Source organism: Sphingomonas sp. ASY06-1R (assembly GCF_052180265.1).
In the GTDB taxonomy this organism is placed as follows: Bacteria; Pseudomonadota; Alphaproteobacteria; order Sphingomonadales; family Sphingomonadaceae; genus Sphingomonas_I.
Map to the genome: position 1 here is coordinate 345,001 of NZ_CP197464.1, position 18,398 is coordinate 363,398.

Consider the following 18,398-nt stretch of genomic DNA (forward strand, 5'->3'; position numbering starts at 1 on the left):
GTATTGCGGGCCATATGCCGGTTGAAATCCGGCGCTCCGTCCGTCCACCATACCGGCCCACGCTCCCCAAGCGCCCGCTTTGCGCATTCGACGCCCGCGCGATCACGCAGTCTTCGTGCCTTCATGAGGGTGGCGACCAGTGTGGCACGCTCCACCTCCGGCAGCGACGGATCGGTCTTGCGCCAGAGCCGTCCTCGAACGACGAAATAGCGCCCGTCCGGCGTTACAGGATAGGCGATGTCGCTCATACGCCGGAGAGCTGAAGCCGGGGGCGCTGGTCAGTGGGGGGCATCATGACAGCAACTGACTCCCCCTGATCCAACCCTTCGCGCTACAAACGATCTGCCGTAGCTTCGGTTCTGCGCTGCATCGCGTCTGGCCCCCGCTTTTGCGGTGATACGGCCTACGAATTGTAGATCACGTCCATGCTGCTCCCATGGCGCCAGGGAGCGGTCGTGCCCAAGCTTTGCCGCAAGTGGGGCGGCGCCTTACGGCCGCTCCGGCGGCCGTTGGCTGATTCGCCAGACCCTCATGCGTCGCGGCGGCGCAGGCGGGCGCCGGTCCGGGTGTCGTCCATGCGTGGTGCGCCGGTGCCGATCATCTTCAGGCATGCCGTCCACTCGCCGGCACCCTGATCGAAGGCGATATCATCCAGCATGAGCCCCCGGACCGAACCGGCAAACTGGCGCAGGAGGCGTGCGAGCTGATGCTGGGCGTGGATGTTGAGATCATCGTCGAAAGCGAAGCGGAGGACATGCTCGCCCGCGTGACGAACCGGCGCGAATGGAACGACATTGGCGGACGTGGGGCGATCGATGCGCATGCGCGTCTCGGCCAGGCCAGCGGCAAGGGCATCGGGCTTGATGACGGAAACGGTCACGCTGGCGACCGGGCCTAGCCCCAGGCACCGTTCCCCAACCAATATTGCGAATTGCTCGATCAGGCCGATATGCGATTGGGCGACCTTCTCCACCTGATCGACGATGGCGCAATAATCGATCGTGTCCGCCAGCTGCGCGAGCGGACGCGGGGTATCGAGCACCGCATCGACCGACACGAGCAGCGTCTGGCGGCGGCCCTGTTCATCGGGATTGACGCCAATGAGCGCCGCGACCGGCAGCTCGCGGACCGACACCGAACAGGCGGCCGGTGGGTGCATCAGCGAAACACGACGGTGCGGCTGCCGTTGAGCAGCACCCGATCCTGGAGATGCGAGGCGACCGCGGCGGCAAGGACACGGCGTTCGATATCGCGGCCCTTGCGCACCAGATCGTCCGGCGTGTCGGCATGGCTGATCGATTCCACATCCTGGGCGATGATCGGCCCTTCATCCAGATCGGCGGTGACATAATGGGCGGTGGCGCCGATCATCTTCACGCCGCGGGCATAGGCCTGATGGTAAGGCTTGGCGCCCTTGAAGCCGGGCAGGAAGCTGTGGTGGATATTGATGCAGCGCCCCGACAAATAGGTGGCCAGATCGTCCGACAGGATCTGCATATAGCGCGCCAGCACGACCAGATCGGCCTGGCTTTCCTCCACGATCCGCTTCAGCGCGGCCTCCTGCTGGGCCTTCGTATCGGGCCGGACCGGCAGATAATGATAGGGGATCGTCCCGATCATGGTCGTGTTGAGCGCCTCCTTCGGATGATTGGAGACGATGCCGACAACATCCATCGGCAGCTCGCCGATGCGGCGGCGGTAGAGCAGATCGCCGAGGCAATGATCGAATTTGGAGACCATCATCAGGACGCGCTTGCGTTCGGCCGCGTCGCGCAATGTCCAATCGGCGCCGATGGCGGTGAGGATGGGTTCGAGCGCGGTACGGACCGCGGCGACCGGAGCGGCGTCGTCGCCAACCAGATCGAAAGCGGCGCGCATGAAGAAGCGGCCGGTCTGGCGATCGTTGAACTGCTGCGCGTCCACAATATTGCCGCGATTGGCGGCCAGCGCGCCGGCGACCTGCGCGACGAGACCGGGCCGATCGTCGCAGGCAAGGCTCAGCACGAAGCTTCCCGAAGAGGTGTCCACCTGCGTCCCCGTCATGATGCCACCGTGTCCGCATGCGCGGCGGCGAAGCGGTTGATCCACTGGACGGTGCGCGCGAGCCCGCCAAAAGGATAGAAATGCAGCCGCACCGGGCCAAGCGCGGGGGTAAGGCCCTGCTCCAGCGCCGCGATCAGCTTGTCCGGCCCGGCCGACCCCATCAGCTGGGTCAGCGACGCGCCGTAGCGCGCCATCACCGTCGCCGACGCGCCCACGCCGCAGCGGGCGGCATAGCGCAGCAGCGTGCCGATACCCGCCGGCCCGGGCACGCCGATCCGCACCGGCGTGGTCATGCCACGCGCGCGCAAATCCTCGAGCCAGCGCAGGAAAGGTGCGGCATCGAAGCCGAATTGGGTGACGATCAGGGGCGCGATGCCCCGTCCGGCAAGCTCATCATGCTTTTGCCGCAGGAACGACCAGCGCGCCGCTTCATCCATCGTCGGATGATCCTGCGGATGGCCGGCGATGCCGAGCGCAACGATGCCGTGCCGTTCGAAAATGCCGGTGCGGATGAGGGATAAGGTGTCGGCGAACGGGCCGGCCGGAACGGGCGGATCGCCCGCGACCAGAAACATGCGCCGGACGCCCGCCTCGGCCACGCAGCGCGCGACCATCTGCTCCAGTTCGTCCTGCGAGGTGATGCGCCGGGCCGACAGATGCGGCATCGGCTCGAAGCCGAGCGACCGCACCGTGGCGGCGGCCTCGGTCCGGGCGGCCATGGTTTCATTGGGCAGGAAGGTGATGGCCACGGGCGTTTCCGGGGCGATCGCGGCCGCAGCCTCGACCAGGCCAGGCCGATCCTTGGCCGTCATTTCCAGCGAATAGCCGTCGGTCATCCCGATCGGAGGCCGCATCCAATTGGGGTGGATGACGGAATTATCCATGTCGCCCCTCCTTGCTCCGCCGCCATGCGCGGCGACTTTCCTCTAGCCCCAATCCTTAAATTCGCATACACGAATTTTCATGCTGGAGAAAAATCAATCTAGAGAAGAGAGCGGTTCGCCGCTGCTGCTGATCCCTGGTTTGATCTGCGACGGCAGGATTTTCGAGGCGCAAGTGGCGGCATTTCCGCAGGCGCGGATCATAGCCGATTCCGGTCAGGCACGCAGCCTGGGAGAGATGGCCGAGCAGGTGCTTGCCGCCGCGCCGCCACACTTCGCCTTGCTGGGCCATTCGATGGGCGCGCGGATCGCGCTGGAGATATATCGCCAGGCGCCCGGGCGAGTCGGCCGGCTGGCGCTGATCAGCACCGGCGTCCATCCGGTCGCGCCAGGGGAGGCCGACAAGCGCCATGCCTTGCGCGACCTTGGTCGCAGTCAGGGTATGGCGGCGCTGGTCGATGCCTGGCTGCCGCCGATGGTCGCGCCCGAACATGCCGGCGACGCGGCGCTGATGACGCGCCTGCGCACGATGTGCGTTTCGGCCGGTCTCGCGCGCTATGAGGTGCAGGCCGCCGCGCTCCTGTCCCGTCCGGAAGTGGAAAGCCTGCTGCCGTCGATCGCGGTGCCGACGCTGGTCGCGACCGGCAGCGAGGATCGCTGGAGCCCGCCCGACCAGCATCGCACGATCGCCGCGGCGATTGCGGATGCCGATCTGCAGATCATCGCCGGTGCCGGCCACATGCTGCCGGCCGAGGCGCCGGCGCTGCTGAACGCCGCCATCGGCCGCTGGCTGGCCCGGCCCGTCGCAACCGAACCCGCATCCTCAAGGAGAGAATGATGACCGCCACGACCCTTCAGCAATTGCTCGACGACAGCGGCGACATTGTCGACCTGCTGCGCAATCAGCAGACTGGCCCCAACGTCTATCCCGGCGTGCCCGGCGAATATTCCAACTGGCGCGACGAGCAGATGGCCTGGGCGAACAAGGCGGTGCTGTTCAACCAATCCTTCCACATGGTGGATCTGGCGGTCGAGGGGCCGGACGCCTTTGCGATGCTGAACCATCTCGGCATCAACAGCTTCAAGAATTTCGTGCCGGATCGCGCCAAGCAGTTCGTGCCGGTCACGCCCGACGGCTATGTGATCGGCGACGTCATCCTGTTCTATCTCGCCGAGAATTCGTTCAACCTGGTCGGGCGCGCGCCGGTGATCGAGTGGATCGAATATCATGCCCAGACGGGCAAGTGGGACGTCACCGTGTCGCGTGACGAGCGCACCGCGGTGCGGCCCGATCCGGAAAACCGCCGCTCCTATCGTTTCCAGCTGCAGGGGCCGAATGCGATGGCCGTGCTGGAAAAGGCGATGGGTACGACCCCGCCGGACCTGAAATTCTTCCACATGGCGCGCATCCAGATTGCGGGCCACGAAGTGCGCGCCTTGCGTCACGGCATGGCCGGCCAGCCCGGCTATGAGCTGTTCGGGCCGTGGGCGGACTATGACGTCATCCGCAACGCGCTGATCGATGCGGGCAAGGACCATGGCCTGACGCTGGTCGGCGGGCGGACCTATTCGTCCAACACGATCGAATCCGGCTGGATCCCCTCGCCGCTGCCGGCAACCTATACCGGCGAGGCGCTGAAGCCGTTTCGCGAATGGCTGTCGGCCAACAGCTATGAGGGCAAGGCGTCGATCGGCGGCAGCTATGTCCCCGACAGTATCGAGGGCTATTATCTGACGCCGTGGGACCTGGGCTATGGTCCATTCGTGAAGTTCGACCATGATTTCATCGGACGCGAAGCGCTGGAGAAAATGGCCGATCAGCCGCATCGCCGGAAGGTGACGCTGGCGCTGGACAATGCCGATCTGATGCGCGTGCTGTCGTCCCAGTTCGGCAAAGAAGGGCGCGCCAAGGCCATGGAATTCCCCTCCGCCGTCTATTCGATGCACCCTTATGATCAGGTGCTGAAGGACGGCGCGCTGGTGGGGTTGTCGACGTGGATCGCCTACACCGCCAACGAAGGCCGCGTGCTGGCGCTGGCGATGGTGGACGAAGCGGTCGCGGCACCCGGCACGCAGGTGTCCTTGCTATGGGGCGAGCCCGATGGCGGCACCCGCAAGCCAACCGTCGAGCGGCACGTGCAGACCGAGATCAAGGCGACCGTCTCCCCCGTGCCCTATTCGGAAGTGGCGCGCGATTCCTATGCGGAAGGCTGGCGCACGCGCCAATCGCACTGACCGGTGCGCGCGGACGGGGCTGGTCCCGTCCGCGCGGTTAGCGTGTCAGCAGCGCGCTGGTGGTGACGAGCAGCGCGATCGCGCGCTGCTCCAACTCCGCATCGAGCCGCACGATCGGCACCGCGATCGAAAAGGCGCCGACCGCCTCGCCGCCGACCACGACGGCGCGGGCGATGCCGTGGATGCCGGGCGTGCTTTCCTCGCGCGTCTTCGCGATCCCGGTCTTGCGGATCTGCCGGATCTCGCGCCGCAGTTCATCGGCATCGGTGATGGTCGCCGGCGTGATCGCGGGCCGGCGCACTTCGGTGAGATAGCGGTCCAGCTCTTCGTCGCTCAAGGTGGCGAGCAGGGCCTTGCCGGCCGAATAGCAATAAAGCGGCGTGAAGCTCCCCGTCTGCACCGCATAGCGCAGCGCATGATCGCTGCTTTCGGTGACGACCGCCTCCATCTCCCATCCGCGGCGGACGAAGAAGGAGACGGTTTCGTTGATCTGCAGGCGCAGCGACCGCACCAGCGGCGCGCTCCGCTCCACGATCGAGAAATCGTGCGAGCGCGCCTGGAGCCGCTCCAGGCCCGGCCCGGCGGTATAGCGCCGCCCGTCGCGCGTCAGATAGTCGCGTTCGACCAGCGTATTGAGCAAATAGGACAGGCTGCTGACCGGGATCGCCAGCGCCGCCGCAATCTCCTGCGCCACGACCGCGCGATCGCGCGCGACGACATATTCGATGATGTCCAGCGTGCGCATTGCCGACTTCACGGGCAAGGAAATCGGCTCGGCCATCCCCGACCTTAGGCAGATAGAGGCGCCAACGCCAATGGCTTAGCGGGCCGGCGCGCGGGGTGCACGGCGCCATCGTTCCACCAGCACAATGGCGGCCGCGCCGGCGGTATAGGCCAGCAGATCGTGGACATCGAAGCCCGTGCCGAGCACGATCCGGGCCCACCGGACATGCCCCAGACCGAGCCGATCGACATAGTTCATCGCCTGGCCGAGCTCGACCGCGAAGGCGATCGCGAGCGCCAGCCCCGTCGCGGCGCCGACCCCCAGGCGGGTGATCGTGCGAATGCCGCAATAGACCAGCACCACCGCCAGACTGTCGCCCAGATACGGACGCACGAACCGATCGTGCATGAACAGCGCGATTGCGACTTCCAGCAGGAACACCGAAATCGTGGCCAGGCCGTAATAGAGATGCCGGATGATGCGGATGCCCCCTTGCTTACAAGAGGCACGCTTAACCCAGGACGCGTGACGGCGACAGTCAAGGATGGCGCGCGAGGAACAGTGTAACCCAAATACCGTTCCTGATGCATCGGGCGCGTGATGGAATGCGCGGCGATGAACAGGGGATGCGATGATGAAAATGCCTGCCTTTGGAACATTAGCGATACTGTTAAGCTTCGGATGTGCCACGCCGGTCTTGGCGGCCAACCAATTTGATCTGGTCTGCAAGGGCAAGGAGCAGAAGCGCACTGGCGTTCCGGCCACGGCGTGGAACGAGCGCTACCGCATCGATCTCGACGGCAATCGCTGGTGCCGCGGCGCATGCAAGACGGCGTCGGAGATCGGATCGATCACGGCGGACAATATCATTCTTTCCGACAGCCGCGCCGCCGTTGGCGGACCGGGCGATGTCGAGACGACGCTGTCGCGCACCAACGGGACGGTGAAGGAATATCTTTTGATGGGCTGGTCCGGATCGGCCGCCAGCCTTGCCGAGGGCACCTGCCAGCGGGACTCGTTCAGCGGTCTGCCGGGCCAGCGCTTCTAGGGCGCCGCGCCGCGGCTCAGCCGCCGGTCATGCGGGGCGGTAGCGCGTTGAACGCCTTCTGGGTCAGCGTGGGCGGGATGATCTCCCGCCCACGTCGATCGATGACGCCCCATGTGCCCCCGCGCATGCTGTGATATTCGCCACCCTTGACCGCCACGCTGACGCACCCGATGCAGACGGCGGCCCGGCCATGACGAAACGGCGTGGCAAAAGTGTAACGGGTCGCGATGCGCGTGCGCAGCTGCCGATCGACATAGACCAGCCGGCCATCGATCCGCCCGCGGGCGAGGCCTTCTGAAAAGGCGTCGGGGCCATTGTCGACGGTCAGCATCTCCACCGTACGCCCGTCGCGGCGACGATAGAACCAGCCCCGGCCGTCGATGGCCAGCGAGGCGAGGTCGCGATGATAAGACAGCCGCTGGGTGACGTCCGGTGCGATCCGCATGCCATGCCCGGTCGATGCCGCGCAATGATCCGCCCGATCAAGGTCGCGCGCGATATAGGAGCAGGCGTGCGGGTAGCGGGCGGCATCCTGCGACGGCACAGCCGCCAACACCATCCATACCGCCAGCATAGCCACCCCATCCGCACCGCCACGATGGCGGGCGCTGACGATAGGCGCGGCCCACGCCCGGTCACAAGCAGATGCGTGCCATTTCCGGCTGAGGAGCCGATCGGGCAGAGCATCGTTCCCTTCAGCGACGGCTTGCACATGCAGGGGGCAAATAGGGAGAGGCGGATGTTCGGATGGACGATGCTATTGGCGGCCGCGGCGGCGGGCAATTGCGGCGACAAAGACAATCAAACGGCGATGAGCATGTGCCAGGCCCAAGTGGCGGCGCAGGCGGATCGGGAGATGAACCGCGTGTGGGCGCAGGTCTATCCGGTGATGCAACAAGCGGATCGCGACTATGATCGCCCAAAGATGGGCGGCAATGCCGAGCCGGGCTTCGCCGCCGCCCTGCTGGCGTCCCAGCGGGCCTGGCTGGCCTTTCGGGACGCCCAATGCCGCATTGAAAGCTATGAATGGCGCGGAGGAACGATGCAGCCGTTTCGCGAAAGCCAATGCCTGACCGACGTCACCCTCGCGCGGACCCGTCAGCTGCGTGCGACGCTGACCTCCTTCAACCAGAGATGATCCCTAAAGCGGCGACGTCTCCGATACGTCGCGACGACTGACGCTCGGACGCGGGAACAGCCGATTCGTGTACCGCACGATCGCGCGGATTCCGAAGAACAGGATCGCGAAGACGATTGCCCAGGGGAATGCCGCGGCGAGGAAATAGATCAGCGCGGCGACGCTGCTGGTCGTCGTCTCGCCCGCTGCACTCAGCGCGTTGCCCACCTGTTCGCCAAACCCGGCGACATTGTCATACACAACGGTGACCGGCGACAGGACCACCCGTTCCCGCACGTCTGCCAGGGCAGCCTGGTTGGCAGCGGTCGGCTTGGCGGCGGTCTGTTTTTCGCTCGTGGCAATCTGCTTCGAAACGTCTTCCGCTTCGAAATCGCGCGATTTCAATGCACCGCCTGCCGCGACAACGGGCGCCACCAGCGCCGTACCGAAGGGCCGCGCATCGCCGCTCGCCAGCAGGAATTTGATCGATCCGCTGGAGCTCGTCTGATCGGTGGTGCGATGCATTTCCTGCAGGCGGCAGCGGGCCGCGCCCATTTGATCGCACAGGGCGATGTGCCGGTCCTGGATTTGGGTGACGACCTTGCTCGGCAGGCCGAACCGATATGTATAACCGTAGGCGACGTTTGCCCGCCCATCCATTTCGACCGAGGAATTCTCGCCAACGGTTACGCTGTCATCGCGCTTACTGCAGGCAGACAGACCCAATGCAATCAACAGAAATATCGGGAGCGTCTTCCTCATCACCAATCATCCTGTTCTGATTACATGTCGAAATTCGATCAGATGAGGTTCGATATACTAAGCGGTTGGCAGGCGCGATAGCCAAGGATCGCAAGCAGCACAGCAACGTTCTCCAATGTCTGCGCGATGCAGCAGCGAAGGGGTGGCGATATCATGGCGGAGTTTCGCGCGACCGGTGGCAGTGCTTTGCGCCGTGGCTGGAGCAAGATCGACGTCTACGTCTGGATCCTGCTGCTGCCGGCGCTGCTGGTCAGTATTGGCCTGTGGGAGCGTTCGCGTAACGCCGCGACGCTGCAATTATATGGCGGGGCTGCCGAGATGTTGCCGGGCACGCTCGACGAGTTGCGCAAGATCGCAGCGCGCAGCCCGATGGCCATGGTCGAGCAGGTGAACGGTGACGCGCGCCGCAGCGTCCCCGCATCGATGGCGGTTGCCGAGGCGGAGCAAGTCCTTCCGGTCGCCCAGCGCGGCGCCTTTCTGGCACGGCTGCGGGCGCCGCTGGCGATCGTGGCCATGATTGGCGGATCGCTCGCCCTGCTCGGCGGCGCTGCAGGTCTGCTGATCGCGGCCCAAGCGGGGCGAACCGCCCGCCAATCGCGTAACCAGCTGATCGCAAGCTTCTCCCGCGTGCGCCATATGCTGCCATTCCTGCTGGGTGCGGTCGTCACCGGCCTGGCATTTTCCATTTTGGCGATCGTCGGTTTCGAGATGATCGGCATGTGGTTCTGGAGCCGCATTTCCGGCGGCGAGATCAAGCTGGTCGTGATCGCGGCCGTCCTGGCCTGTCTGGCGGCGTATGGCGCCTTTTCGGCACTGCGCGGGCTGCGCGACATCTTCAAGCTAAATTCGCCCGATCCGATGGACGAAGCCGGCCATGTGGTGCGTGAGGCAGATGCGCCGGGCCTATGGCAGTTCGTGCGTGATCTGGCGACGCGGCAGCAGGCGCTCGTGCCGGATGCGATCGTGGTCGGCATGGATGGCGGCTTCTACGTGACCGAACATGCGATGAAACTGAGCCCCGGCGATCGGATATTGGATGGTCGAACGCTGTATATCCCCGCGCCGTATCTGGAGATGCTGGACGAGGAGGAACTGGCGGGCGTCATCGGTCATGAACTCGCCCATTTTGCCGGGGACGACACCGCCTATAGCCGCCACTTCACCCCGATCTACATGGGCCTGGAACGCGCGCTGGAGGTGATGGGAGAGGCGACCACCAAGGGCTTTGCCATGTATCCCGCCTTCCGCCTGGGCCAGCACGCAATCGAGCAGTTCGACCATGCCGTGAAGCATTGGGGGCGGCTGCGCGAGTTCGAGGCGGATCGTCTGAGCAGCCTTGCCAGCGGGCCACGCGCCATCGCGCAATCGCTCGTGCGCACCAGCGTGATCGCGCCGGTCGTCACCGTCACGCTGGAGAAAGCCTTTGCCGAGCCGGCGCATGGCGAACGGGATCTGATTGCCGAAATGGTCGGCATGGTCCGCGAACATGGTTGGCCCGATGTGTCCGAACATCTGGAGGACCATGCGGCGCATCCAACCGACACGCACCCCTCGACGCCGCAGCGGATCGAGGCGCTGAACCTGCGCCTTCAGGACGGATTGGTAGCCGCCGCCACCCGACCGCCGATCGGCGACGATCCCAGCCCCGGCGCGCGGCTGTTCGCCGACTGGCTGGCAACGCGGCGGACGCTGAGCGGCGATTTTTGCGCGGCCGCCCAAAGCGCGCATGACGCCCACCGCGCCAGCCTGGAGAGCGCGGCCGCGGCCGTCCCGCAGGAGGAGGTGCCACTGTACGAGAATAGCGGTCCGCTTATCTGGACGCTGGGTGTGATCGGCACGCTGTTCGGCTTGGGCGCCGTTGCAATGCTGCCTCTTTTCGCGGGCGAGCGCCCCGGAGATGTGTCGGCGCTGATCATCACCGCGTGTATATTCGCCCTGATCGCCGCAGCGATGATCGGTGCTGCGTGGCTGCTCATTCGAAGCCGCCGCACCCCGGTCTTTCTCTTCACGCCCGACAGGTTGGTGGTGAAGCGCCTGTCCGCGCCACTATCCTGGCTGGATATCGACGCTTTTCATGTCGCTGCGGGATACCGTCTCGAAACCAAGTTCCTGGTAGCGGAGGATGCAGCACTGCCGGTAGCCCCGGGTTTCGGATCGCGCACGCGGGTCAAGCGCAAGAGGCGGACGGTCACGGTCTTCTGCTACGGCATGCGGAAGCTGCGGCCGAATGCCCTGTCCGAGATGATCGATCGCTACCTCAGCGCGGCCTATGCGCGCCGCACGTTGGAGGAGCGCTATGCCGCCACGCCGGCGCAGGCGCCGTCCTGAGCCGGATCATCAACGACAGCCGCCTCAGTGCGGCTGCACCTGTTTGATCGCGAAGACGACGACGATGGTGAGGAGGACGACCAGCGCAGCCGCGCCCCAAATGGCGTAGACCGGGCCTTTCTTGCGCTGGCCGGTCGTCGCCTGCGACAGCCCGACGCCGACCGCGACGAGGCCGAACAGCAGCACCGATCCGAACAGCGCCAGCACCAGCCGGGCGATCGCCTGCCCGGCGTTGAAGCGCGATCCATCCGCCACCTCGGCCGGCGCCGCCAACAGGATCGGTGCCATGCGCCAGGTGACGGTGCCCATCAGCAGCAGGATGAAGATGCCGGCGGCCGTGACGATGATCCCGCCGATCCTGATCTTGCGCGCCTCGGGATCGACGGCGGCTGCCGTCCGCGACTGGATCCGGTCATTATGCGGAGAGACGGGAGGGAGATTGCTCATGCCACCGGCCGATCGTCTTCGACATGGATCGGCGGCGTATCCGGGAAATAGAGGCCGTAATATTCGGACGCGCGGATGTCCGGATGGGCGGCGAAATTCACGTAGGGCGCGCTGCAATGCGGGCAGCGAAATGGGTTGAGATAGGCGAAGCGCGTCCCGTCGGGCGCGGGTGGCAGGCGCGCCTCCAGCAAATGCAGGGCCGCGGGATCGGGTTCGCTGAGCGCGGCAGGCGCGCCGTCGACATGATTGTCGATCGTCAGCGTGTAGCGGCCGGACGCGGCGTAGAAATAGCCGCGGTTGGAAAAGCCGGCATGGAAGGATCGCACCAGGAAGCTGCGATGACAGGCGTCGCATTCGCACGACAGCAGGATATTGCCCGGCGTGATCGTACCGGAAAAATGGAGGCCGCGCGCGAACAGGCCCTGGCCCGTCAAGTCCGGCACGGTCGGCGCGCCGGCAAGGAAGAAAGGCTGGAACCGCACTCCGATGTCGCCTTCGCCCAAGGCGGCGCCCGCCGCATGCGTCGGCGCATTCGTGACCACCGCATCGGCCTGGCAGGCGAGGCCAGGGTGAACCCGGACACTCAGATGCAGCCAGCCGGGGCCGGCGGGAAGCTGGTGACGGTGCGCCGTGCCGGCCGCGTCCACAAACTCCACCAATGCCGCACCCGCAACCGCCACATCCGGCGTGATTTCGCACGGCACCTGATTGGCGCGGATGGAGGCCACCTCCGCGCCGTTGACCCAGACCTTGAGAATTTCGTTCACCCAACACTCCTGAAAAAGCCGATCGCCGCCGCCGCGATGACGTTATTGCTCGGTGTCATCGAGCAGCTTCGTGATGTCTGGCGTGTGCTGGTAGCGTTGCCGTAGCCGCGCCGCATCGGCATCGATCCTATCGCAGCGCAGACGGCGGATGGCGGTTGCGATCTCGCGCCCGCGCGCCGCGTCATAAGGCTCTTCGCCCGCCCAATGTGCGCATTGCTCGCGCCGTTCCAGAAATGCCTTCACGTCGGCCGGCGGAGGCGCGGTGGCTGCGGTGGCCAGCCATAAGGTCATCAGCGGCATCATCCCTCCCCAGCCGGCACGCGCATGCGGGGAAAAGCGATAAGGGCCGACAAATATCCGTCGCTCAGGATCGACCCGGCAGAAAAAGGCCAACCAGACGGGCGCCCCGGCTACGCCTATCGCGCCGGGAGATGACGACGCAGATAGGCGACGAGGCTGGGGTGGCGGGGGCCGTGTATGTCCGCAATGGCCCATCCCGCCGGCAACCGAACCATATCGATGCGAAAGGAGGAGGGGGTATCGTTGACGAGCCGCACCGTCACCTCTTCGGCCTTCGCGCCGACCTTCCGTGCGTGCAGCGTAAAGGCATAGTCTTCCGCGACGTCCTGACAATCGCAGAGCGGGACGGCGTCGATCAATCCTTCCTCGCCATTGGCCAAAGCCGCCTCGCGCCGCATCAATTCGCGCAGCGGAGGCGCAAAACGCAGGCGACGAAAGTCGAAGCCGTCAGTCGGCAACGCGCGGTACAGGGCGGCCCCCGCCGATTGCGCGTCACTGAGCCTGCCGGACGTCCCGCCCGCAGGAGCGGCAAGTGCAGCGGCAGCGATCAGAATCGTCGGGACCATGGCGCAGAAATATCAGGGAAACGCGCGCCGCATAAGCGTGTCGCACAATCTTCACGCCGCCTTTGCTATCCAGCACGGAAAGGAACCCTACTATAGATCAAGCTTTATCCCGATATCGGGGTGGTGTCAGGGAGGATGTGACGGATGCGCGAATGTCGATCGATGCGGATTGCATCGGCATTTCTGCTGACGGCCTTTGTCGCCGCGCCCGGCCTGACGGCCGCATCTGCGCCGTCCGTGCCGGTTCATTATGGTGGATCCACCGAGGACGATGCCTGCAGCGACTTCGGCGTCGTCGCGGGGCTGGATCCCAAGGGCGACAATTATCTTTCGGTGCAAAGCGGACCGGGCGGCAAGCCCTACCGCCAGCTGGATCGCGTCCATACCGATCAGAGACTGCTGGTCTGTGAGGAAAAGGGGATGTGGCTGGGCGTCGTCTATTCCAAGGGGCATAATGACGCGGACTGCGGCGTCACCAGCCCGCGCGCGCAACGCGCCGCCTATCGGGGGCCATGCCGCTCCGGCTGGGTCTATCGCAAATATGTCATGGCGCCGGGCTGAGCCGGCCGCCGTGCAGCGCGTCGCGCCAATCGATGATCATCGGCCCAGGCGCACCGGATCGCGCGCGCGGGCATTACCGGGGCAGAGAAGGGATATGCGCTGCTTATGGCCATTTTGATCAGCACATCGCGCGGGAGCGGTCTTTTCGGCTGCGCGCTGGGAAGCATGATCGCGCCGCTTGCGCTGACCGTCCCGGCGGCGGCGGCGCAGGCGGCCCCGGCCGCCCCCTGCCGCGTGCAGACGCCGGTCGATGTCGAACGGGGCGTCGCGACCTGGCTCGGCCCGTGCCGCAACGGCGTGGCCGAAGGGGTCGGGGTGCTGCGGGTTCAGCACCAGCTCGACTGGAGCCTGTTTCTGGGCCGTGCCGCCGGCGGCAAGCCGGTGAGCGGCGCCTTGTATCTGACCCCCCAGACGCTGGTCGCGGCAACGCGGTTTGACGGTGCCGGGCATGTCGTATCGGGCGAAAACCCGGCGGCGGACCATCAGGCCTTCCTGCTGGGCGCGGCGGCCGCCAAGCAGTCCGCGGCGCATTTTGCCGCCGAAAAGAATACACGATCGCAGGCCTTCTACACGCGGCTGGCGACAAGCCTGCCGCAGGCGACGAGTGCGACCGGCTATTCGGCGGGAACGGTCGCGGCCCACAGCGCGGCTCTGGCGCGGCTGCGCACGGCCTTGACGCCAGGCGGGAAGCTGGACGGGCGCCCGATCACCGCCATTCTGCCGAGCGGCCATTGCGGAACCGTCATCGCATGGGCGGGCGGTTCCCACCGCATCGACTGGACCGTGCAAAGCGACGGCGAATATCTGGATGGGCCGCAGGTACGGATCGCCGTCCACGACAATAATGGCCCGGAACGCATGCTGAGCTTCCCTCGCCGCGTCACGCCGACGGTCAAACAGGCGCGCGGGGCTTTTCTGTGGGCGTGCGCGCCGGAATGACCGGCAGGCCGTTTCCCGCTTAACGCTGGTACGCGGGCGGCGGCAGCGGGACGGGATCGAGATTGCGTGCCACCCAGGACACCGCCAGTTCCATCATCGCTGCGCAGTCGCCGCCGTTGCGATCGATGGCGACGACGATCGCATCGGCTTTGGCCAGGTCTGCGGGCGGCAGCGGCGTGCCGGACGCGACATGCCGGCGCCATGCGTCCACCATCGATCGAAACTGCCGATCCCAGTTGGCGCCGCCATTGCCATCCAGCTCGCGCGCGATCCGGCCGGAAATACGGATGACCTCGCCCTGCACCGTCTGGGCAGCCCCTTGGGACGGAACCAGCAATTCCCACAATTGCTGATGCGCATCCTGCCAGCGCGGGGCGGTGGCGACGATTGGCGCCTTACCGTCATGCATCATCCGACGTGGCACGGGCGGTACGCCGAATTGCGCGTAGAGCCGGTGCAGCGCGGCGTCGGTCGTGGCCAGGCTGTCGGGGTTGAAGCCGGCGCGATGAAATTCGAATTGCTCGCCGATGCGCGTCACAAAGGCCGGCATGCGATCGGTGACGGTGGCGCCGGCGTCCAGCAGCACGGCGGCGAGATCGACGACCGCTTCGATCTGGGCATTGCTGCAGCCGCGCAGCGCGATCTCCAGCGGGGTGAAGCCCTGCTTGTCATGTGCGTCGACCTTGGCGCCGTGCGCGATCAATTGCTGCGCATGGGCGACGCGGCCGGCCGTGGCGGCGCGGTGCAGCGGGGTGCCGCGCCCCCCTTCGCCCGCATGCACATCCGCCCCCAGTTCCAGCAGAATGTCGAGCCGTCCCTGCCAATGGCCCGCGCGGGCGTGAAGCGGCGTTTGGCCATACAGGTCTTCCGCATTCACATCGGCGCCCTGTGCGACCAGCCAGCGCGCCAGTTCATCGGGGCATTCGTCGAACGCCAACGCGGTTTGTTTCTCATAGCCGCCGCGGGCCTCCACATCGCACGCGGCAAAGACGGCCTGAAGATCGGCAAGCGTGCTTGTCTTCAGCATCTCCTCAAAGTCCTTCGGAAGTGTTTTCCTTTTCTTGGCCATGCGTCACCCCGTCTTTGATGAGCGGGTTCATGCGCAACGATCGCCGGGCTGCAACGTTGGCGGGAGGGAATCGGCCCGAGCCGAACCGGACGTGCGACGAAGGGAGTGGGGCCATGATAGCGCAGCGTTGGATGGGGGCGATGATGGCGGCGACCGCGGCCGCAACCGCCGTGGCGGCACCGGCGCCCGAAACACCGGCCGCCTCGGCCAAGCGCTTCGTCGACCGGCTCTATGGCAATGTTCAACCGCCGGTGCCGGATGCGCAAACCTTTGCGCCCGAGCTGAACCGGCTGGTCCAGCGTGCCGAAGCGATCGCCCGCAAGACCGAGGATCCGGATCTGGTCGGCAATCCGTTATGCGACTGCCAGGATGTGAGCGAATTGCGCAACCGGATCACCATCGTGTCCGCAACGCCGACCGCCGCGTCGGTGCGCGTTGCGTTGACGGGCGGCGTCAATGGACCGGCCGATTTCCTGTTGAAACTTGTGCACACGCCGGCGGGCTGGCGTCTCGCCGATGCGGTGGACGCCGCCTCTGGCAGCTATGCGGACTATCTGCGCAAGGCGATAGCGGGGCAGTAGAATTGTCGAAGCGCCGCCTCGGCTAGGTAAACCTGAGGAGCGACATCTTCGTCACCCCGGCCTTGAGCCGGGGTCCCGCTTGTGGTCCTGTTAGCCTATGGAGCGGGCAGGGCGTGGCGGCTGGGTGTATATGATGGCGGACCGATACCGCGGCACGATGTATATCGGCGTGACCGCGCATCTGCCTGCACGCATCGCGCAGCATCGGAGCGGAAGCGGGTCGGACTTCTGCGCGCGTTACGGCCTGACCCGGTTGGTTTGGGCAGAGCAGGGTTCAACAATCGATGACTGCATCGCTCACGAGAAGCGGCTCAAGCGCTGGCGGCGCGAATGGAAGTTTGCACTGGTAGAAACTCAGAATCCCGATTGGGGCGATCGGTACGAGGATCTGATCTGAGGCGCGGCCGACACGTTCGGTCTTCGTCACCTTCGCCTTGCGGCGGGGGCCTATTTTGGAAGTATGGGAAAGCCGCAGAACGCTTTCAGCACCGGAAATGCTTGGCGAAGGCCCGTTTGTCGAGGCAGCGGGACCCCGGCTCAAGGCCGGGGTGACGGGATTGCTTTAGGGAGGTTACGCCTCTGGACGCCAGCGCATCCAGCCTTCACCGATATCGCCCCCGTGGAAAGTCGCCCTGAAAATTTCGAACAGGATCTGCGTGCTTTCCACCAGGCGGGGGCCGGGGCGGTTGAAGAAATGATGGCCGTCGGCGATGAAGATGTCGCCCTTCGCGACGGCGCGCAGTTGGCGCCAGCGCGGCTCGCCCGATACGGCTTCGATGTCGGCAAGGCTCTGGGGGATCTGATAGCCGCACGGCATCAGCACCAGGACGTCGGGATCGGCGTCGACCAGCGCAGACCAGTCCAGCATCGGCGAATGCTGTCCCGCCGCCGCCAGCAGTGGTTCGCCGCCGGCAATCTCCACCAGTTCCGGAATCCAGTTGCCCGCGCCCATCAGCGGATCGAACCACTCGATCGCGGCGACGCGAAGCCGGCGGGGCAATTGCCGACCCGCTTCCTGCAGGTCGACAAGACGGCCCTGTAGATCGGCGACGACCTGCTCCGCCTGCATAGTCCGCCCGGTCGCGGCGCCGACGCGCCGGATGTCGCCCCAGACGTCGTCCAGCGTATCGGGCGCGAGCGAGACGAGCTCGGGTTGCGCGCCTGTCCAGGCGCACAGCGATTCCTCCAGATCCGCCGGCGTGACCGCGCAGATGGCGCATTGGGTCTGGGTCAGGATCACGTCGGGCTGGAGCGACCGCAGCAGCTCGGCATGAACCTCATAGACCGACAGGCCCTGGCGCACGATCTCCTGCACCCGCCGGTCGATCTCGATCGAACGCAGGCCCTTTTCCAGCTTGGTGGCGGTGCAGACCGGCAGGCGCTGGACGGCCGGCGGGAAATCGCATTCGTGCGATCGGCCGACCAGATTGTCGCCCAGCCCCAGCGCGACCGCGATCTCGGTCGCGCTGGGCAGAAGGGAGGCGACCTTCACGCGATGGCGCCGTGGGGGACCATCCGCGTGGGGAGCAGCAAGCGGAGCGCCTCGCGCAGGACGAGGAGCGCCGCGAACCAGGCCAGCTCGTTGCGGGCCAGCTGGAGCACGATCGCGCCGGTGAAGGCCTGGGTACCGCCAATGGCGGCGCCGTAGACGAACAGCACGACCTCGTAGAGGACGAAGCCGGCCGCGAAGGCGATGATCGTGGGGGCAATCCCCCGCTCCGCGCCGATTGCGATCGATGCCTGCGTGACCGCCAGCGCGGCCATGCCGAGCGCGATGCCCCATCCGATCGCGGACGCCTCCAGCGGATAGCCGAGCAGGCCGAAGCCGAGCGACTGTTCCGCCGCCCACGCCAGCGCCGTGGCGGCCAGCGCTTGGCGCAGCGGCAAGGTCGCCGCCGCCATCACCGCCAACGCCACGAACGGCATCATGCAGGATGCGGCCAGCGTGCCGGCGACTGTCACCAGCGCGAGCGCGCCCGCCCAGGCCCAGCCCACTGCCGGATTTGCGTCCATGTCATCTGTGGTCATGA

At 66.0% G+C, this 18,398-nt stretch carries 24 protein-coding genes (1 of these 24 running past the window's edge); 9 read left to right on the forward strand and 15 right to left on the reverse strand.

All coding sequences use genetic code 11. From position 1 onward, the window contains the following. The 4 genes from ACSBM8_RS01785 to ACSBM8_RS01800 all read right to left on the reverse strand — a co-directional run. A protein-coding gene (locus tag ACSBM8_RS01785) for a hypothetical protein (protein ID WP_442679961.1) crosses the window boundary here: on the reverse strand, positions 1 to 248 show its 5' portion. Its footprint begins 40 nt before the window's first position; the window shows 248 of its 288 coding nt (coding positions 1-248); the start codon lies at positions 246 to 248; its stop codon lies beyond the left edge, outside the window. Between the two features lie 281 nt (positions 249 to 529). Next, entirely contained in the window at positions 530 to 1,159 is a 630-nt protein-coding gene (locus ACSBM8_RS01790) for a dihydroneopterin aldolase (RefSeq protein WP_442679962.1), read from the reverse strand. Then, positions 1,159 to 2,043: a formyltetrahydrofolate deformylase gene (purU, locus tag ACSBM8_RS01795; RefSeq protein WP_442679963.1), complete on the reverse strand. Its 885-nt coding sequence runs from the start codon at positions 2,041 to 2,043 to the stop codon at positions 1,159 to 1,161. The genes ACSBM8_RS01790 and purU overlap by 1 nt, the downstream gene beginning before the upstream one ends. Further along, the gene (locus tag ACSBM8_RS01800; protein ID WP_442679964.1) at positions 2,040 to 2,927 is read right to left on the reverse strand and encodes a methylenetetrahydrofolate reductase; all 888 of its coding nucleotides are present in this window, start codon (positions 2,925 to 2,927) and stop codon (positions 2,040 to 2,042) included. The genes purU and ACSBM8_RS01800 overlap by 4 nt, the downstream gene beginning before the upstream one ends. 79 nt (positions 2,928 to 3,006) lie before the next feature. Here ACSBM8_RS01800 and ACSBM8_RS01805 point away from each other — a divergent pair, with 79 nt between their 5' ends. Together ACSBM8_RS01805 and desA are read left to right on the forward strand one after the other, a co-directional pair. Then, the gene (locus ACSBM8_RS01805; RefSeq protein WP_442679965.1) at positions 3,007 to 3,762 is read left to right on the forward strand and encodes an alpha/beta fold hydrolase; all 756 of its coding nucleotides are present in this window, start codon (positions 3,007 to 3,009) and stop codon (positions 3,760 to 3,762) included. After that, positions 3,762 to 5,159: a syringate O-demethylase gene (desA, locus tag ACSBM8_RS01810; RefSeq protein ID WP_442679966.1), complete on the forward strand. Its 1,398-nt coding sequence runs from the start codon at positions 3,762 to 3,764 to the stop codon at positions 5,157 to 5,159. The genes ACSBM8_RS01805 and desA overlap by 1 nt, the downstream gene beginning before the upstream one ends. Positions 5,160 to 5,196: 37 nt before the next feature. Here the strand turns inward: desA and ACSBM8_RS01815 are convergent, their stop codons facing one another. Continuing rightward, positions 5,197 to 5,940 carry an IclR family transcriptional regulator gene (locus ACSBM8_RS01815; protein ID WP_442679967.1) on the reverse strand — a complete coding sequence of 248 codons (744 nt, stop codon included), beginning with the start codon at positions 5,938 to 5,940 and terminating at the stop codon, positions 5,197 to 5,199. A gap of 39 nt (positions 5,941 to 5,979) precedes the next feature. Then, a complete protein-coding gene (locus ACSBM8_RS01820) occupies positions 5,980 to 6,324 on the reverse strand; it encodes a DUF2809 domain-containing protein (RefSeq protein ID WP_442679968.1) in 345 nt (114 codons plus the stop codon). A 190-nt stretch (positions 6,325 to 6,514) separates the two neighbouring features. Here ACSBM8_RS01820 and ACSBM8_RS01825 point away from each other — a divergent pair, with 190 nt between their 5' ends. Next, positions 6,515 to 6,931: a hypothetical protein gene (locus ACSBM8_RS01825; protein ID WP_442679969.1), complete on the forward strand. Its 417-nt coding sequence runs from the start codon at positions 6,515 to 6,517 to the stop codon at positions 6,929 to 6,931. Positions 6,932 to 6,947: 16 nt separating this feature from the next. Here ACSBM8_RS01825 and ACSBM8_RS01830 read toward each other — a convergent pair whose 3' ends face one another. Further along, positions 6,948 to 7,505, reverse strand: coding sequence for a WG repeat-containing protein (locus tag ACSBM8_RS01830; RefSeq protein ID WP_442679970.1), 558 nt, complete (start codon positions 7,503 to 7,505; stop codon positions 6,948 to 6,950). Positions 7,506 to 7,670: 165 nt separating this feature from the next. On the opposite strand from ACSBM8_RS01830, the gene ACSBM8_RS01835 reads away from it, so the two are divergent. Next, a complete protein-coding gene (locus tag ACSBM8_RS01835) occupies positions 7,671 to 8,069 on the forward strand; it encodes a lysozyme inhibitor LprI family protein (RefSeq protein WP_442679971.1) in 399 nt (132 codons plus the stop codon). 3 nt (positions 8,070 to 8,072) lie between these two features. Here the strand turns inward: ACSBM8_RS01835 and ACSBM8_RS01840 are convergent, their stop codons facing one another. Continuing rightward, positions 8,073 to 8,810 carry a hypothetical protein gene (locus ACSBM8_RS01840; protein WP_442679972.1) on the reverse strand — a complete coding sequence of 246 codons (738 nt, stop codon included), beginning with the start codon at positions 8,808 to 8,810 and terminating at the stop codon, positions 8,073 to 8,075. 153 nt (positions 8,811 to 8,963) lie between these two features. Between ACSBM8_RS01840 and ACSBM8_RS01845 the strand changes: the two genes are divergently transcribed. Beyond that, a complete protein-coding gene (locus ACSBM8_RS01845; protein WP_442679973.1) occupies positions 8,964 to 11,138 on the forward strand; it encodes a M48 family metallopeptidase in 2,175 nt (724 codons plus the stop codon). A gap of 24 nt (positions 11,139 to 11,162) precedes the next feature. Here the strand turns inward: ACSBM8_RS01845 and ACSBM8_RS01850 are convergent, their stop codons facing one another. The 4 genes from ACSBM8_RS01850 to ACSBM8_RS01865 form a co-directional block, all read right to left on the reverse strand. Further along, positions 11,163 to 11,585 (reverse strand): hypothetical protein, encoded by a 423-nt coding sequence (locus ACSBM8_RS01850; RefSeq protein ID WP_442679974.1) that lies wholly within the window; start codon positions 11,583 to 11,585, stop codon positions 11,163 to 11,165. Continuing rightward, positions 11,582 to 12,352 (reverse strand): hypothetical protein, encoded by a 771-nt coding sequence (locus ACSBM8_RS01855; protein WP_442679975.1) that lies wholly within the window; start codon positions 12,350 to 12,352, stop codon positions 11,582 to 11,584. Before ACSBM8_RS01855 ends, ACSBM8_RS01850 begins: the two co-directional genes overlap by 4 nt. A 42-nt stretch (positions 12,353 to 12,394) precedes the next feature. Beyond that, positions 12,395 to 12,652 (reverse strand): hypothetical protein, encoded by a 258-nt coding sequence (locus tag ACSBM8_RS01860; RefSeq protein WP_442679976.1) that lies wholly within the window; start codon positions 12,650 to 12,652, stop codon positions 12,395 to 12,397. A gap of 116 nt (positions 12,653 to 12,768) precedes the next feature. Further along, entirely contained in the window at positions 12,769 to 13,218 is a 450-nt protein-coding gene (locus ACSBM8_RS01865; RefSeq protein ID WP_442679977.1) for a hypothetical protein, read from the reverse strand. A 144-nt stretch (positions 13,219 to 13,362) separates the two neighbouring features. Between ACSBM8_RS01865 and ACSBM8_RS01870 the strand changes: the two genes are divergently transcribed. Both ACSBM8_RS01870 and ACSBM8_RS01875 read left to right on the forward strand, forming a co-directional pair. Continuing rightward, positions 13,363 to 13,779: a hypothetical protein gene (locus ACSBM8_RS01870; protein ID WP_442679978.1), complete on the forward strand. Its 417-nt coding sequence runs from the start codon at positions 13,363 to 13,365 to the stop codon at positions 13,777 to 13,779. A 105-nt stretch (positions 13,780 to 13,884) separates the two neighbouring features. Continuing rightward, positions 13,885 to 14,718, forward strand: coding sequence for a hypothetical protein (locus ACSBM8_RS01875; protein WP_442679979.1), 834 nt, complete (start codon positions 13,885 to 13,887; stop codon positions 14,716 to 14,718). Positions 14,719 to 14,737: 19 nt separating this feature from the next. Here the strand turns inward: ACSBM8_RS01875 and ACSBM8_RS01880 are convergent, their stop codons facing one another. Continuing rightward, the gene (locus tag ACSBM8_RS01880; RefSeq protein ID WP_442679980.1) at positions 14,738 to 15,745 is read right to left on the reverse strand and encodes an ankyrin repeat domain-containing protein; all 1,008 of its coding nucleotides are present in this window, start codon (positions 15,743 to 15,745) and stop codon (positions 14,738 to 14,740) included. Between the two features lie 155 nt (positions 15,746 to 15,900). Here ACSBM8_RS01880 and ACSBM8_RS01885 point away from each other — a divergent pair, with 155 nt between their 5' ends. Further along, entirely contained in the window at positions 15,901 to 16,368 is a 468-nt protein-coding gene (locus ACSBM8_RS01885) for a hypothetical protein (RefSeq protein ID WP_442679981.1), read from the forward strand. 97 nt (positions 16,369 to 16,465) lie between these two features. Next, entirely contained in the window at positions 16,466 to 16,765 is a 300-nt protein-coding gene (locus ACSBM8_RS01890) for a GIY-YIG nuclease family protein (RefSeq protein WP_442679982.1), read from the forward strand. A 174-nt stretch (positions 16,766 to 16,939) separates the two neighbouring features. Here the strand turns inward: ACSBM8_RS01890 and ACSBM8_RS01895 are convergent, their stop codons facing one another. After that, positions 16,940 to 17,860, reverse strand: a complete 921-nt coding sequence (locus tag ACSBM8_RS01895) for a cobalamin-binding protein (protein ID WP_442679983.1) — start codon at positions 17,858 to 17,860, stop codon at positions 16,940 to 16,942. Further along, positions 17,857 to 18,396 carry a hypothetical protein gene (locus tag ACSBM8_RS01900; protein ID WP_442679984.1) on the reverse strand — a complete coding sequence of 180 codons (540 nt, stop codon included), beginning with the start codon at positions 18,394 to 18,396 and terminating at the stop codon, positions 17,857 to 17,859. The genes ACSBM8_RS01895 and ACSBM8_RS01900 overlap by 4 nt, the downstream gene beginning before the upstream one ends. Between the last annotated feature and the right edge of the window lie 2 nt (positions 18,397 to 18,398).